The organism is Acetanaerobacterium sp. MSJ-12 (genome assembly GCF_018917875.1).
GTDB classification, from domain to species: Bacteria; Bacillota; Clostridia; order Oscillospirales; family Ruminococcaceae; genus Bittarella; species Bittarella massiliensis.
On sequence record NZ_JAHLPK010000005.1, the window covers coordinates 55,200 to 69,909 of the forward strand.

12 protein-coding genes are annotated in these 14,710 nt (G+C 65.5%); 3 read left to right on the top strand and 9 right to left on the bottom strand.

Features of this window, described 5'->3' with window-relative positions; all coding sequences use genetic code 11:
- Positions 1–78: 78 nt before the first annotated feature.
- On the top strand, positions 79–1,536 hold the full coding sequence (locus KQI11_RS07060) for a nicotinate phosphoribosyltransferase (RefSeq protein ID WP_216401723.1): 1,458 nt from the start codon (positions 79–81) through the stop codon (positions 1,534–1,536).
- Positions 1,537–1,599: 63 nt separating this feature from the next.
- Here the strand turns inward: KQI11_RS07060 and KQI11_RS13480 are convergent, their stop codons facing one another.
- Positions 1,600–3,807, bottom strand: a complete 2,208-nt coding sequence (locus KQI11_RS13480) for a putative bifunctional diguanylate cyclase/phosphodiesterase (RefSeq protein ID WP_216401615.1) — start codon at positions 3,805–3,807, stop codon at positions 1,600–1,602.
- A 216-nt stretch (positions 3,808–4,023) separates the two neighbouring features.
- Between KQI11_RS13480 and KQI11_RS07070 the strand changes: the two genes are divergently transcribed.
- Positions 4,024–5,481 (top strand): GntR family transcriptional regulator, encoded by a 1,458-nt coding sequence (locus tag KQI11_RS07070; RefSeq protein WP_216401616.1) that lies wholly within the window; start codon positions 4,024–4,026, stop codon positions 5,479–5,481.
- 61 nt (positions 5,482–5,542) lie between these two features.
- On the opposite strand, the gene KQI11_RS07075 is transcribed toward KQI11_RS07070, so the two are convergent.
- Together KQI11_RS07075 and KQI11_RS07080 are read right to left on the bottom strand one after the other, a co-directional pair.
- Positions 5,543–6,091, bottom strand: coding sequence for a GNAT family N-acetyltransferase (locus KQI11_RS07075; protein WP_216401617.1), 549 nt, complete (start codon positions 6,089–6,091; stop codon positions 5,543–5,545).
- Between the two features lie 178 nt (positions 6,092–6,269).
- The gene (locus KQI11_RS07080) at positions 6,270–6,512 is read right to left on the bottom strand and encodes a hypothetical protein (protein WP_185916134.1); all 243 of its coding nucleotides are present in this window, start codon (positions 6,510–6,512) and stop codon (positions 6,270–6,272) included.
- 195 nt (positions 6,513–6,707) lie between these two features.
- On the opposite strand from KQI11_RS07080, the gene KQI11_RS07085 reads away from it, so the two are divergent.
- Positions 6,708–7,034, top strand: coding sequence for a helix-turn-helix domain-containing protein (locus KQI11_RS07085; protein WP_216401618.1), 327 nt, complete (start codon positions 6,708–6,710; stop codon positions 7,032–7,034).
- Positions 7,035–7,162: 128 nt separating this feature from the next.
- Here KQI11_RS07085 and KQI11_RS07090 read toward each other — a convergent pair whose 3' ends face one another.
- The 6 genes from KQI11_RS07090 to KQI11_RS07115 form a co-directional block, all read right to left on the bottom strand.
- Positions 7,163–9,631 carry an InlB B-repeat-containing protein gene (locus KQI11_RS07090; RefSeq protein WP_216401619.1) on the bottom strand — a complete coding sequence of 823 codons (2,469 nt, stop codon included), beginning with the start codon at positions 9,629–9,631 and terminating at the stop codon, positions 7,163–7,165.
- Positions 9,632–10,500: 869 nt separating this feature from the next.
- Positions 10,501–11,133, bottom strand: a complete 633-nt coding sequence (gene upp / locus KQI11_RS07095) for a uracil phosphoribosyltransferase (protein WP_021659362.1) — start codon at positions 11,131–11,133, stop codon at positions 10,501–10,503.
- A 132-nt stretch (positions 11,134–11,265) separates the two neighbouring features.
- Positions 11,266–11,706 carry a ribose 5-phosphate isomerase B gene (gene rpiB / locus KQI11_RS07100; protein WP_021659361.1) on the bottom strand — a complete coding sequence of 147 codons (441 nt, stop codon included), beginning with the start codon at positions 11,704–11,706 and terminating at the stop codon, positions 11,266–11,268.
- 2 nt (positions 11,707–11,708) lie between these two features.
- On the bottom strand, positions 11,709–12,422 hold the full coding sequence (tsaB, locus tag KQI11_RS07105; protein WP_216401620.1) for a tRNA (adenosine(37)-N6)-threonylcarbamoyltransferase complex dimerization subunit type 1 TsaB: 714 nt from the start codon (positions 12,420–12,422) through the stop codon (positions 11,709–11,711).
- Positions 12,422–12,865 (bottom strand): tRNA (adenosine(37)-N6)-threonylcarbamoyltransferase complex ATPase subunit type 1 TsaE, encoded by a 444-nt coding sequence (tsaE, locus tag KQI11_RS07110; RefSeq protein WP_021659359.1) that lies wholly within the window; start codon positions 12,863–12,865, stop codon positions 12,422–12,424. The genes tsaB and tsaE overlap by 1 nt, the downstream gene beginning before the upstream one ends.
- 16 nt (positions 12,866–12,881) lie before the next feature.
- Entirely contained in the window at positions 12,882–14,549 is a 1,668-nt protein-coding gene (locus KQI11_RS07115; protein WP_216401621.1) for a formate--tetrahydrofolate ligase, read from the bottom strand.
- Positions 14,550–14,710 lie beyond the last annotated feature (161 nt).

The window sequence follows — 14,710 nt, forward strand, 5'->3', positions numbered from 1 at the left end:
GGGAGAGATGTGGAAAAATTTGAGAATCGCCGCCGGGGACGGATGAGCCGGGCGGCCCAAAAAGGAGAGGACCGCAAAATGGGTCTGGATCTGCAAAACGAGCGCAATTTGACCATGCTCACCGACTTTTACGAGCTGACCATGTCCAACGGCTACCTGGAGAGCGGGATGGACGACAAGATCGGCGTCTTTGACATGTTCTTCCGCAAGATCCCCGACGGGGGCGGCTACGCCATCTTCGCCGGGCTGGAGCAGCTGGTGGAGTACATGAACAACCTCCGCTTCACCCAGGAGGATGTGGACTACCTGCGGGGCAAGCACATCTTCAGCGAGGCGTTCCTCGACTACCTGCTGCACTTTCGCTTCACCTGCGACGTCTGGGCCGCCAAGGAGGGGGAGCCGGTCTTCCCCGGCGAGCCGGTGGTCATTGTGCGGGGTCCGGTGATCCAGGCCCAGCTGGTGGAGACCATGGTCCTGCTGACTGTCAACCACCAGTCGCTGCTGGCCACCAAGGCCAACCGGGTGGTGCGGGCCGCCGACGGGCGGCCGGTGATGGAGTTTGGCTCCCGCCGCGCCCAGAGCTACGACGGCGCCATTTTGGGGGCGCGGGCGGCCTATATCGGCGGCTGCGCCGCCACCGCCTGCACCATTGCCGACCGGGACTATCACATCCCCGCCACCGGCACCATGGCCCACAGCTGGGTGCAGATGTTCGACTCGGAGTACGAGGCGTTCAAGACCTACGCCGAGATCTACCCCGACAGCTGCACCCTGCTGGTGGACACCTACAACGTCATCAAGTCGGGCATCCCCAACGCCATCAAGGTCTTTAACGAGGTGGTCATCCCCCGGGGCTACCGGCCGGCGGGCATCCGCATCGACTCGGGCGATATCGCCTACCTCTCGAAAAAGGCCCGCAAAATGCTCGACGAGGCCGGTCTCACCGACTGCAAGATCGTGGCCAGCAACTCGCTGGACGAGTACATCATCCGCGACCTGATCACCCAGGGGGCCAAGGTGGACTCCTTCGGGGTGGGGGAGAACCTCATCACCAGCAAGTCCGACCCGGTGTTCGGCGGGGTCTACAAGCTGGTGGCCATCCAGGAGGGGGAGCACTACATCCCAAAAATCAAGATCTCCGAGACGGTGGAGAAGATCACCAACCCCGGCTTCAAGCAGGTCTGGCGCTTTTTTGACAAGGACACCCACCAGGCCATCGCCGACTATGTGACCGAGTACGGCGAGGAGGTGGACACCTCGAAGCCCATCACCATCTTCGACCCCAACGCCACCTGGAAAAAGCAGACCCTTGAGAACGTCTACGCGGTGCCGGTGTTGGAACAGGTCTTTGCCGGTGGCAAATCCATCTACACCCCCCTCTCCCTGCAGCAGCTGCAAAACTACTGTCTGGAGCAGGTGGACCACCTCTGGGAAGAGGTCAAGCGCTTTGAAAACCCCCACCGCTACTACGTCGATCTCTCCCCCAGACTGTGGCAGATGAAGCGCGACCTGCTCGAAAAGGTCAACACCTTCTAAATAAAAGCCGTTTAGCCAATGAAAAGAGCCCGCCGGAGCAAGTCGTTCCGGCGGGCTCTTTTTTTAGTTGTCAGCAGGGGGGAGAAGCGACTCGAAGGCCGCCGTCGGCAGGGGCGGGGCGTAGAGGTAGCCCTGGATCAGGTCGCAGCCCGCCTTCCAGAGAAAGGCCGCCTGCCCCTCTTCCTCGATCCCCTCGGCCACCGACTCGATGTCCAGCGCCCTGGCCAGGGAGAGGATGGCGCGAACCACTGCCTGGGAGCGGGGGGAGTCCAGACTGCCGGCGAAAAACTGCCGGTCCAGCTTGAGGGCGTCCACCGGCAGGTCCTTGAGCAGACCCAGGGAGGAGTAGCCCGCCCCGAAGTCGTCCAGCGAACAGCGCATCCCCAGCTGGTGGATGTGCCCGATCAGCTCCTGCGACTTCCCGATTTCCCGGGTGGTGAAGAGGACATTTTCCGTCAGCTCCAGTTCGAGCCGGCGGGCGTCGGCGCCGGTGCGCTGCAGGATGTCGCGGTAGCTGTCCAGAAAGTGGGCGGTCTTCAGGTGCTGGCGGGAGACGTTGACCGATATCGGCACCTCTGCCAGCCCCTGTTCCGCCCACTTTTTGAGCAGCAGGCAGACCTTTTCAAAGACCAGCAGGTCCAGCTGGCGGATCAGCCCGGTGCGCTCGCAGAGGGGGATGAATTCGCCCGGGGGGATCAACCCCCGCCCCGGGTGGACCCAGCGCACCAGGGCCTCGGCCCCTGCCACCTCGGCGCGGCCGTCCCTCTGCCGGTATTTGGGCTGCAGGTAGATGCAGAACTCTTCCCTGGCAAAGGCCTGTTCCAGCTCCTTCAGGCGCTCGATCTCCTCCTCCTGGCGGGCGGCAAAGGCGCCGTCGAAGAGGGCGGCGCTGCTGGGGTACTCCTCGGCCACGGTCCTGCGGGCCAGATTTGCCCGGCGCTCGGCAGCCCCCAAATCGGGGGCGGAGGGGTCGACAAAACAGCCGCCCTGGCTCACCCGCAGGCGGCCCACGGCGGTGTCGATGGCCCCCAGCCGGGCGGAGAAGCCCTCCATCCTGGCAGCCAGCTGCTCCTGGGGGCCGCGCGTCAACAGGTAGAAGGTGTCCCCCTCGCCGCGGGCCGCCAACTCGCCCTCGCCCAGCTGCTGCAAAAGGGCGCGGTGCACCTGGCGGAGGAGGTCGTCGCCGCTCTCCTCGCCCTTGACCTCGTTGACCAGGCGAAAGTCCTTTAAGTTCAGGGCGATCACCGCCCAGCCCTCCGCCGGGCGCTGGCGGACGAGCCGCTCCCCCTCCCAGAGGAAGCGGGCGTTGTTGTACCCCCCGGTGACCGGGTCGGAAAAGGCGATCCGCCTCATCTGGGCGCGCGCCCGGCCCTGGTAGATGATCCCGACCGCGCTCAACAGCGCCAGCAGGGCGGCTGCGCCCACGGCAAAGCCGATGGCCTGCCGGGCGTGGAGATCCACCTCCGCGGCGATGAGGTTGCGGGGGATGAGGGTGGCCACATACAGCTCGTAATCGCCGATGGGCCGGTAGTCCAGCCAAATCTCCTCCCCGTCGGCGGTGGAGAGGAGGGCGTTGCCCGCCCGGCCCTGCTGCAGGTCCTCCTGCATCTCCTGCGCCCACCCCTCTGTCTCGGAGTAGTGGGTGGCGCCGATGGAGGCGGAAAAGGGCCGCTGGACGGGGGAGACGAGGACGGTCCCATCGCTGTCGAGGACGCAGGTGCTCCCCTGCCCGTCAAAGCAGTCGTTGTCGACGAGGAGACGCATCTTTGCGTCCGATTTGACGCCGGCCAACACCCCTGTGACCTGCCCGCCGCGGGTGAGGGGGACCAGGTAAAGAAAGCCGTCCTTTTCCGGGAGGGGACAGAAGGTGCGCGCGCCGTTTAGCGCCGACTGAAAGGCGGGCAGTTCGCCCAGGTCGACGGCGTGAGCTTCGGCGAAAGGGGAGTCGCCCGCGGGGCCGACCATCGCCAATTGGTCAAATTTTGCAAGCGAGGCGCGGGCGGGCAGCCCCTCGGGGGAGAGGACGCCCGCCGCCAAGTCCTCGGCGGTGAGGACGAGCTGGCCCATGATGACGTCAATGCGCGAGCGGATGAGTTGAGCGGACTGGTTGGAGACATCCGCCAGGTACTGCTGGGTGCGGCGGTCGACGGCCTGCCGCAGTGCCACCGCGTTCCAGACGGCAATTGTCCCCACCCCTGCCAAGAGGGCGGCCGCCGCGATCAGCGCCCACCGGCGCACCCCCTGCGCGCGTTGTTTTTTCTGTCCCTGCACAGCGCTCCTCCTCTCGGCTGCAGAACGGAAGATGGCTTCGTTAGGCGATAAAAGCAAAAGCCTTTATGTGTACGTACACAGAATGATAGAACCGTTTCTACCATTCTAGCAAAGAGGGGGGTATAAAACAAGAACATATTTGTATACGTATCCATATAGCTGGGACTTTTTTTGTGCTATACTAAAAGGGAAATACCGGGAGGGGAGGAAGGGGTTGTGAACGGGAAAACGACGCTGTTCGCCTACCTGCACGGGGCGCTTGTGGGGGAGATCGAGACCGGCCGCATCCGCTGTGGGGAATCGCTGCCGTCGGCCAAAAAGCTCTGCGAGCGCTACCGCGTGGGCATCCGCACGGTGCGGGACGTGTTGGCCGCCCTGCGCGAAGAGGGCTATATCAAGACCGAGGAGCGCCGCTGCGCGGTGGTGATTTACAGAGAGGATGTCAGCCGGGAAAACCAGCGGGCCATCTGCGCCCTGCTGGCGCGGCGCTCCTCGGTGATGGAGATGTACCAGACGCTGGCCGTCCTGGCCCCGCCCATCTTTTCCTTTGGGGCGCGCTGCTGCGGCGAGCGGGTGTTGCGGCAGCTGCAGCGGGGCTATCAAAAGGCGGGTGCCGACTCCCCCAAGGAGAACTGGCGGGCCTCCTCTGCGGCGCTGCACCGGCTGCTCGCCCACTGCGGCAGCCCCCTTTTGGGGGAGCTCTATTCCAGCATGGAGCTGTACACCCAGGTGCCGGTCTTTGAGGGGTACCAAAACCCCTATTTAGAGGCCATTCGCCACGACCCGGCCGGGTTTTCCACAGCCCTTGCCGCCCTGGCGGAGGGGCCGCCGGAGCGGGTGGAGCAGTGCTTTGCCCAGATGTACCAAAACGTCGGGTTGCAGGTGGGGCAGTACTTGCAGGACCTGGCGGCCGACTACCCCCAGGTGGGGGAGGACCCGGCCAGCGCCTTTCGCTGGGATGCGGAGAAGGGACGGGTCTACACCTACACCGAGATCGGGCGGGACCTGCTGGACGGCATCCGCGCCGGGATCTACCCGGATGGCGGCTTTCTGCCCCCGGCCGCCGTCTTGGCGCAGCGCTATGGAGTCTCTCTCTCCACCCTCCGCCAGGCGCTGGAGATGCTGCGCCAGCTGGGGCTGGTGGAGGTGTACAACGGCCGGGGCACCCAAGTCACCCTGGGGCGGATGCAGTTGAGCGAGGAGAGCATCTGCCAGGCGGGCAACCGGCGGGACGCCCTCCTCTACCTGCAGGGGATGCAGTTCATGGTGCTGGTGCTGCCCCGGGTGGCCCATCTGGCCTTTCCCCACGTGGAGAGGGAGGTGGCCCAGCGGGTGACAGAGGCGGCCAAAGGGGGAGGGAAGAGCCCCCTGGCCCCCCTGATCGTCGCGGTCATCGAAGCCGTTCCCCTGGCCTCCCTGCGGCAGATCGTGGAGCAGACCAACCGGCTGCTCCAGCGGGGCGCCTTTCTGTTCTACCTGCAGGGGCGGCGGGCGCAGCGCAATATACGGGCTGCCTTTCACACCTGTGTCGAGGCGGCGGACGCCCTGCAGGCGGGGGACGAGGCGGTGTTCGTCCAGAAGCTGACAGACAGTTATCGCTTGATCCTCGAACGGGCCCGGCAGCGGTTCATCGAGGCGGGCCTTCCGGGCGCCGCCGAGATCGTCCTGCCCTGAAGCGGCGGCAAAAAAAGAGAGGCGGCGTCGGCCACCTCTCTTTTTTCGTGTGATCTGCCGCTCACAGCTGCAAAATCATCAGTTTTTCGGCGCAGAAGCTGCCGTCGCGAAAGCGAAAGGACCGCTCCCTCAGGCCGTAGTCCTCAAAGCCAAAGCGCTCGTACAGGGCGCTAGCCCGCCGGTTTTCGGCCACCACCTCCAGCTCGATCTGCAGGTAGCCGGCGGCGCGGGCGGCCGCGATGACGAGCGGCAGCAGGGCAGAGCCGATGCCCTGCCCCCAAAACGCCTCCTTGACCGAAATGCCGAATTCCGCCCGGTGGCGGTACTTGTCCAGCCGGGCGACGGGGGCGAGGCCGGCGTTGGCGGCCAGTTCGCCCTCCACAAAAGCGACTGCCATCAGGGCGAGGGGGTCCTCCCCCTGCCGGCGCAGGAGGGCGGCCTCCTCCGCGATGGTCTGGGTGATCTCGTCGGGGTAGCGGGCCATGAACCCGGTCTCCGCCGACGTCTGGCGGAGGTGGGCCAGCACGGCCGCGGCGTCCTCCGCCTGGGGGGAGCGCAACAGGCACTCCCGGCAGTCTTTTAGGAAAATCGTCTGCGGGGTGATGAGCACGGCTTTCTACCTCCTCAAAAAGGGAATGTTGGCCATAGACCGGCGATCGGGGCGGGCGAGCCCTCCTCCGCGCGCTGTGGGGACTACGCGGCGAAGGGAAGCTCCCCTTTCCGAGGAGCGTGTTTTTGCCGGTACAAAAAGACGCCCCTGCGGGCGGCAGGGACGCTTTGAAGCAGATTCAGCAGGGGGGCTGGCGGAGGGAGGCCGCCAACAGGTCTTTGGCGGCCGCCACGCTGGAGCAGGACTCGGCCGTTCCCAGCAGGTAGGCGAGGGCGTCGTTCCACTCGTCGAGGGGATAGCGGTCGTCCGGGATCTGCAGCAGGTAGGGAATGACCTGTTGCCTGGTGGCACCTCGCCGCAGTTCAGACAGGTAGGTGCCGCAAAACTCCGCAGCGGTGTCCAAAAGCCCCATCGACGCCATTTGCCAACGCCTCCTTCAAGATGTTTTTTCCAGTACAGGAACAATTGCCCTGTAATAAAATGCGATTTTATCCACTCTAAAAAGTATATACCACTATTAAATCACAAGTTTTAGTAATTGTAAAGAGTATCTCTTTTCCAATTGGGTTAACAACTCGCCGCCATTTCGATACCCTGTTAAAGAAGGAGTGATAAGGTGGAGAAGGTAGATTACGCCGGCCTCGGCAGGCGCATCCGCTATTTCAGAAAGCGGCGGGGGCTGACCCAGGAGGAGCTGGCCAACCTGGTGGAGTTGACCCAGAAACACATCAGCAATATCGAGTGCGCCCACTCCATCCCCACACTTCAGACCTTTGTCAAAATCAGCAACTGCCTGCAGGTGCCGCCGGACCTGCTGTTGGGCGATTCTCTGGCCTTTTCTTACTCCGGCCGGGCGGAGGAGGTGGCCTCCCTCATCCGGAGTTGTTCTCGCCGCCAGTTGGCGGAGGTGGAGCAGTACATCTTCTACATCCTCCAAAAATGACAGGGCAAAGAAAAAAGCCCCTCTCCGACCCGCTGTGGGGAGAGGGGCTTTTTTGTGTGTCACCCGCCGCCGATCAGGCAGATGCCGATGGCGGCAGGGCGCCGATCTTCACTGGCAAAACACCGGCTTTACCGGCGACGGCGCAGGATCGCCGCCGCGCCGCCCGCCAGCAGAAGGGCGGTGAGGAGGGGCAGGGGAGTGCTGTCCCCGGTATAGGGGCTCCCGCCGCCGGCAGAGGGGGTGGGAGGAGTGGGGGCAGGCGTCGGCTGCTGTTCGCGCGCCTGAAAGGTCACCGCCACCCGGGCCCCTTCCCTGCCCACCGTCACCCGCAGTTGCAGACCGTCTTCCCCCGCCAGGGTCTGTCCGTCAAGCTTCCAGCTCTCCAACTGGTAGCCGGCGGCGGGCAGAGCGGTGAAAAGCACCACCGTCCCCTCGGGGAGCGCGGTGCCGCTCTCCACCGGCTGGCCGTCAGCGGCGGCGGTGAGCCGCCCGTTGGTGGGCTGTTCAAAGAGGAGGGCGCCCTCGGCGGGAGGGGTCTCCTCCGCCTTTTGGGCCAACACGTAGTAGCTGAAGTGGTCGGTCTCAAAACAGGCAAACCCGTCTTTGACCTCAACGGGGTAGGGGACCCGCGCGCCGGTGGGTTCGACCCGGTAGACCGCCAGGCGGTCGGCGTCGTACCCGTCGGGGATGGGGATGCGCACTGCCACCTTGCCCGACGGCTGGATCTTGCTGCCGTCGCAGAGGAGGGAGATGTCAAAGGCGGTGTATCGGTCGGCCACCTCGTCGAGGGCGCTCTGCACCAGCGGCCAGTCCTCCGCCTCTTCTTGCAGCCGTTCGGCCTGCAGGGTCACCGCCGAGGGGGAGACCCCTTCGGGGATGGCCGCGGGCGGGCAGTGAAGCTGCACTTCGGTGCCGGTGTCCTTTAAGTCCAGGGGCTGTTTGGCAAAGGTGATCACCAGCTGGGTGTCGGCGCGCAACTGGGAGAGGGAGAAGTGGTTCCCCTCGAAGGGCACCGGCTCGCCGTCGGCGGTGACCGATTGCAGCGCCCACCCGTCGGCGGGCTGGGCGGTGTAGGTGATGGACTGGTTCCAGCCCACCGTCTGCACCCCGGCAGGGAAGAGGGTCCCTTCCCCCACAACCTGGGCGGTGAGGTGTAGGTCGGGGGCGTGAACGGCCCAGACGGCCTCCTCGCCCGGCCGGTAGTCGGCCGGCCCCTCTTCGGCAAAGGCAAACCACCCCTGCTGCGGCGCGTCGCCCTGGTAGGTGATGGCCGCGTCCCCGTCGGTCCAGCCGCCCTTGAGGGTGACCGCCGCCGCCCCGGAGGGGGCGGGCTCCCAGCTCTGGCCGACGGTGAGGGGGGCGGACAGGGTCAAGTCGGTGACGCCGGAGATGGCGTCGACGGAGACGGCGGCCCCCTCGATGGAAAGGGAGGCGCGCCCGGTGGCGATGGCGGTGCCCGTCTCCTCCACATAGCCCTGGGCGTAGATGGCGCCCCCGTCGGGGAAGGTGATGCCGTCGACGATGCGCACGTCGGCATTCTCGCACTGCACTGCCGCCACCCCGTCGCCGCTGTAACAGCCGCCGCTCACCAGCTGGCGAACGGTGCAGTGTTGCAGGGTGACCGAGGTGTTGCCCGCTGAGACGCTCTTGCTGGAGAGGCCCAGGGGCCCGCCGATGGCGGCGGTGATGGTGCTGTTTCGGATGTCCAACTTGGCGGTGCCGGAGATGTCCACCGAGCCGCCCCCGTTGAAGAGAAAGCCGCCGCCGAGGATGTTGCCGCCGTAGTCCCCGTTGTAGAGGGGGAAGTCGCTGTCGGAGATGGTGACCGAGGTGTTTTGGGAGCAGGCCGAGGCGGTGGCCGTGTCGCAGTGGCCGCCGCCGTAGACGTCCCCGTGGAGGGTGGAGCCTCGAATGGCGATGGAGACCTGGCCGGCGTCGGCGTTGCAGTCGCTGTCCGACGCCATCCCGCCGCCCATGATCTCCCGCTCCGGCAGGTCGGTGCCGAGGATCTCGATTTTGACCGAACCCACCGACACGTCCGCCCCCTGCACATTGGCATAGCCGCCGCCCCAGAGGTAGTCGTCGCTGTGAAAGACGGTGTCGGCATGGTCAAAGGTGACGGCGGCCTGGCCGGTGACCCGGGCCTCGCCCCCGGGCTGGTCTGCCGTTCCCCCGCCCAGCAGCCAGCCGATGCTGCCGCCGCGCACCGTGACCTCGGTGGAGGGGACGGTGCGGTCGAGCCCGCCGCCATAGAGGTAGCGGACCTTGGCGCGGTTGACCGTCAGGGGAACGCCGTTGGCAAAAAAGCGATATGCCCCCAGGGTGTGGTTTTGCCCGTCGCCGCTGTCCAGGGTGAGGGAGGTGATCCCCCGGTCGGCGGGGACCACCAGGTCCCCCTCTTCCCCCAAGTCCTCACTCAGCAGCAGGGTCAAATCCCCCGTGTTTTCGCCGAGGGAGGCGAAGGCCTCGCCCACGGTGGGGAAATCGCCCCCTGCCCCGATGTGTAGGACACTCGTCCCCTGGGCAAAGGGGACGGCGGCCAGCATGGCGACAGCCAGCAGCAGGGAGAGGGCCCAGCAACCCAATCGCTTGTTCACAGCAGTTACCTCGCGGCAGAGAAACCTGCCTCTTTCTGTGCGGTCACGCACATTTTTCCTTGTATATATTTGTGACTTTATTATATGCCTTGTGACAACTTTTTGTCAAACCTTTTCGACAGGGGACAGAGGGAGGCACGCCGGGCAGCGGCAGAGGACACGATGAGCGGAGATAGAGAGCACGTTGGGGGGCGACAGAGACGCGATGAGTGGCAGCAGAGGGCACATCGGTTGGCAGAAGGGGACATGTCGAGAGGAGGAAGAGAAAATGCCGAGCGGCAAGGGAACTCACTGGGCGGAGGAAGGGGGGCGAGGGAAGGAGGGGACACGCCAGGCAGCGGCAGAGGACATGATGAGCGGAGATAGAGAGCGCGCTGGGTGGCGGAAGAGACACGATGAGTGGCGGCAGAGGGCACATCGGCTGGCAGAAGGGAGAGCGCCGGGAGGCCAAAGAGGACATGCCGAATGGCAAGGGAACTCACTAGGCGGAGGAGGGGGAGACCGAGAGATGGAGGGGACACGCCAGGCAGCGGCAGAGGACACGATGAGCGGAGATAGAGAGCGCGCTGGGAGGCGACAGAGACACGATGAGTGGCAGCAGAGGGCACATCGGCTGGCAGAAGGGAGAGCGCCGGGAGGCAAAAGAGGACATGCCGAACGGCAAGGGAACTCGCTGGGCGGAGGAAGGGGGGTGAGGGAAGGGGGGGACACGCCAGGCAGCGGAGGAGGGGATGTCGGACGGTGGAATGGGACCCGCCGGCAGGAGAAGGGGAGAGGGCCCACCGCCGCCTTTTGGGGCGGGTTTTCGGGGCAAAAAAGGACGCCCCCTCCGACGAGGTCAGAGGGGGCGTCTGCCTTACTGAAAAGCCTTACTTGGTGCCAAAGATCCGGTCGCCGGCGTCGCCGAGGCCGGGGACGATGTAGCTGTTTTCGTTGAGGCGCTCGTCCAGGGCGCCCACGTAGATCTCCACGTCGGGGTGGGCCTCCTGCAGGGCGGCAAGCCCTTCCGGCGCGGCGATGACGCACATAAACTTGACCGAGCGGGGGCCGTACTTCTTCACCAGGTTGATGGCGTCGATGGCCGAGCCGCCGGTGGCCAGCATCGGGTCGAGGACAATCACGTCCCGCTCGCTGATGTCGGTGGGCATCTTGCAGTAGTACTCCACCGGCTTGAGGGTCTCGGGGTCGCGGTAGAGGCCCACGTGGCCGATCTTGGCCGAGGGGACCATGTTGAGGATGCCGTCAACCATCCCCAGGCCGGCCCGGAGAATGGGGACAAAGGCGATTTTCCGCCCGGCGATGATGTGGGCCTTGGCGGTGGCAATGGGGGTCTCGATCTCCACGGCCTTCAGGGGCAGGTCGCGGGTGGCCTCGTAACACATGAGCATGGCGATCTCGCTGATGAGCTCGCGAAACTCCTTGGTGCTGGTGTTCTTGTCCCGCAGCAGGGAAATCTTGTGCTGGATCAGGGGGTGGTCCATGATGAACGGTTCTTTTGCCATTTGAAGATCCTCCTTGTATTTATCCCAGAGGCGGCTTGCGGGGGCTGCCCGGCCGCCGGATGTGCGTCGGTGCAAAGGGAGGGTGGGAAAGGGGGGCTGTCAGCAGCCTCCGCCTTCCCACCCTCTCAGGGCCTATTGTTTTTTCTTGTCCAGCTCGGTGAGCATGTCGACCCGGCGCTGGTGGCGGCCGCCCTCATAGGCGGTGTCGAGAAACACGTCCACCAGTTCGCAGGCCAGGCCAGAGGAAATGACCCGTCCCCCCATGCACAGCACGTTGGCGTCGTTGTGCATGCGGGTGTACTTGGCGCTGTAGTAGTCGGAGCAGCAGGCCGCCCGGATGCCAGGGGTCTTGTTGGCGGCAATGGAAATGCCGATGCCGGTGCCGCAGAACAGCAGGCCCCTCTCGCACTCGCCGGAGGTGATGTGGGCGCAGGTCTCGCTGGCGATCACCGGGTAGTCCACGCTCTCCCCGTTGCAGCCGCAGTCGATGTACTCGATGCCGCGCTCGTCCAAATGCTTTTTGACTTCTTCTTTCAGGGCGTATCCGCCGTGATCGCAACCGATGGCTAACATATTCACATTCCTCCGTTTGATTTTTGCCGCTCCTGCCGCTCGCGCTGGGCCTGGGAGAGGCGTATGTAGTGCAGGGCCAGCGCCGCCCCGTCCCCCGCCCGCCGCCGATTTTCCGGCGCGGCGGCACAGGTGGCCACGGCGCTTCCCCTGGTGGAGAGCAGGTGGGGGGGCGCCAGGCGCACCCGCACGTTTCCATTGTGAATAGTATAGCACATCCGGCCGCCGTCTCCAAGTAGGAAAATGGGCATTTTTTCATCGCTGCAAAACCGCAGCGCCTCCTCGGCGGCCACCGCCTCGTCCTCGCTCACCCGCTTCAGCGCGCCGCTGCCGTCGGCGAAAAAGGTGGCGGTGTAGACCTGGTTTCGCCGGGCGTCCATGCAGGGGACCACATAGCCCCGCTCGTGGGCCAGGTTGTAGGCGGTCGCCTCCAGGGTGGAGACCCCCACGCAGGAAAGCCCGGCCCCGGCGCAGAGGCCCTTGATGGCCGCCGCGCCGATGCGCAGCCCGGTGAAGCTGCCCGGCCCGTGGGTCACCGCCAACAGATCGACCGACCCCAGGTCAATCTTGGCCGCCTGGAGCATCCCGTCGATCATGGGCAGCAGGGTCTCGCTGTGGGTCAGTTTGGTGTTGACAAAGCTCTCGGCCAGGATGACCCCCTCCTCCACCACCGCGCAGGAGGCGGATTTGGCCGAACAGTCCAGCCCTAAGATCCGCATCAGCTCTCCCTCCTCTTGTCGATTTGCAGGTTTTCCACCGTGATCCGCCGGCAGTCCTCGCCCTCCGGCTCGATGGTCACGGTGATGGTCTCCGGGGGGAGGATGGCCTCTACGTTCTCGCTCCACTCCACCGCCAGGATGCTGTCCCCCCGCTCCAGGTAGTCAAAAAAGCCGGTGGTCTCCACGTCGTCGATGTCCAGCACCCGGTACATGTCAAAGTGGTAGAGGTTGACCGGCCCCCGGTACTCGTTGACGATGGCAAAGGTGGGGGAGCTGATCTCCCCGCGCACCCCCAGCCCGGCGGCCAGCCCCCGGGTGAAGGCGGTCTTGCCCGCCCCCATCCCGCCCCGGTAGGCCACCACGTCCCCCGGGCGGAGGTGGGCGGCCAGCCGGGCGGCAAAGGCCTCGGTCTCGGCCACGCTGTGGGAAAGGTAGGATGTCATCTGTGCGTTTCCCTCCTTAAAACAGGCCGGTGATCCGGCCGTCCTCGTCGATGTCGATCTGGCAGGCGGCGGGCCGCGGCGGCAGCCCGGGCATGGTCATGATGTCCCCCGCCAGGGCCACCAGGAACCCCGCCCCCGAGGAGAGGCGCACCTCTTTGACCTGCAGGGTGAAGCCCCGGGGCCGACCCAGTTTTTTGGGGTCGTCCGAGAGGGAGTACTGGGTCTTGGCGATGCAGACGGGCAGGTCGTCCCGCCCCAGCTGCTCGATCTGTCGCATCTGCTGCCGGGCGGCGGAGGTGTACTCCACCCCGGCGGCGCCGTAGATCTCCCGGGCGATGGCGCCGATCTTCTCCTCGATGGGGAGGGCCGCGTCGTAGAGGGGGGCAAACCGCCCCGGCTCCTCGCAGGCCCGGCAGACCAGCTGTGCCAGCTCCACCCCGCCCGCGCCGCCCTGAGAGAAGACGTCCGACAGGGCGTAGGGCACCCCCATCTCGTCGAGACAGCGGGCCACCTCGACCACCTCGCTGTCAAAGTCGCCGGCAAAGTGGTTGATGGCCGCCACCACCGGCACCCCGTACTTGCGCATGTTTTCCAGGTGGGCCTGCAAGTTGGGCAGCCCCGCCCGCACCGCGCCCGGGTCTTCCAGGGCCAGATCGCCCTTTTTCACCCCGCCGTTGTACTTGAGGGCCCGCACCGTGGCCACCACCACGATGGCGCTGGGGGCGAGGCCCGCGGCCCGGCACTTGATGTCCAAGAACTTCTCGGCCCCCAGGTCAGAGCCAAAGCCCGCCTCGGTGATGCAGTAGTCCCCCAGTTTGAGGGCCAGGCGGGTGGCCCGCACCGAGTTGCAGCCATGGGCGATGTTGGCAAAGGGACCCCCGTGGAGGATGGCGGGGCTGCCCTCCAGCGTCTGCACCAGGTTGGGGTTGATGGCGTCTTTGAGCAGGCAGGTCACCGCGCCGCTGATTTCCAGGTCCCGCACGTACACCGGCTCTTTTTCATAGGTGTAGCCTACCAGGATCCGGCCGATGCGCTCTTTCAGATCCTTCAGGTCGTCGGCCAGGCAGAGGATGGCCATGATCTCGCTGGCCACCGAGATGAGGAACCCGTCCTGCCGGGGCACCCCCGACAGGGGGCCGCCCAGCCCCACCACGATGTTTCGCAGGGCGCGGTCGTTCATGTCCATGGCCCGCTTGAAGGTGATGCGCCGGGGGTCGATCCCCAGGGGGTTGCCCTGCTGAATGTGGTTGTCCACCGCCGCGCAGATCAGGTTGTTGGCCGCGGTGATGGCGTGCATGTCGCCGGTGAAGTGGAGGTTGATGTCCTCCATCGGCACCACCTGGGCATAGCCGCCCCCGGCGGCCCCGCCCTTCACCCCGAACACCGGGCCCAGAGAGGGTTCCCGCAGGGCGATGACGCAGTTTTTGCCCAGCTTCTGCATGGCCTCGCCCAGCCCCACGGTGGTGGTGGTCTTTCCCTCCCCCGCGGGGGTGGGGTTGATGGCGGTCACCAGCACCAGCTTGCCGTCGGGCCGGTCGCGCAGCCGGTCGATCAGGGGTTGGCCCAACTTGGCCTTGTAGTGGCCGTAGGGCTCCAGCTCCTCCTCCTTGATGCCCAGTTCCCCGGCCAGCCGGACAATGGGCTTCATCTCGCATTCCAGGGCGATCTCGATGTCGCTTTTCACAGTGCGTTTCCCCCTTCTCACCCGCCCGGCTCCCACCGGCAGGGCGGCAAATCTTCATAAAGTATACCACAATTCCGCCTTGAATAAAACGGCGCAGTAGTATACAATATACCAAATAGCGGCCACGGCTTGGGCCGCCCTCTTTTTGTAGCTCCCGCCGG

What these genes read in the sequence shown, in the direction of transcription:
- tsaB (WP_216401620.1), bottom strand. Translation starts at nt 12,422, where the DNA reads ATGCGGATCTTAGGGCTGGACTGTTCGGCCAAATCCGCCTCCTGCGCG.
- KQI11_RS07060 (WP_216401723.1), top strand. Translation starts at nt 79, where the DNA reads ATGGGTCTGGATCTGCAAAACGAGCGCAATTTGACCATGCTCACCGAC.
- KQI11_RS07080 (WP_185916134.1), bottom strand. Translation starts at nt 6,512, where the DNA reads ATGGCGTCGATGGGGCTTTTGGACACCGCTGCGGAGTTTTGCGGCACC.
- tsaE (WP_021659359.1), bottom strand. Translation starts at nt 12,865, where the DNA reads ATGACATCCTACCTTTCCCACAGCGTGGCCGAGACCGAGGCCTTTGCC.
- rpiB (WP_021659361.1), bottom strand. Translation starts at nt 11,706, where the DNA reads ATGTTAGCCATCGGTTGCGATCACGGCGGATACGCCCTGAAAGAAGAA.
- upp (WP_021659362.1), bottom strand. Translation starts at nt 11,133, where the DNA reads ATGGCAAAAGAACCGTTCATCATGGACCACCCCCTGATCCAGCACAAG.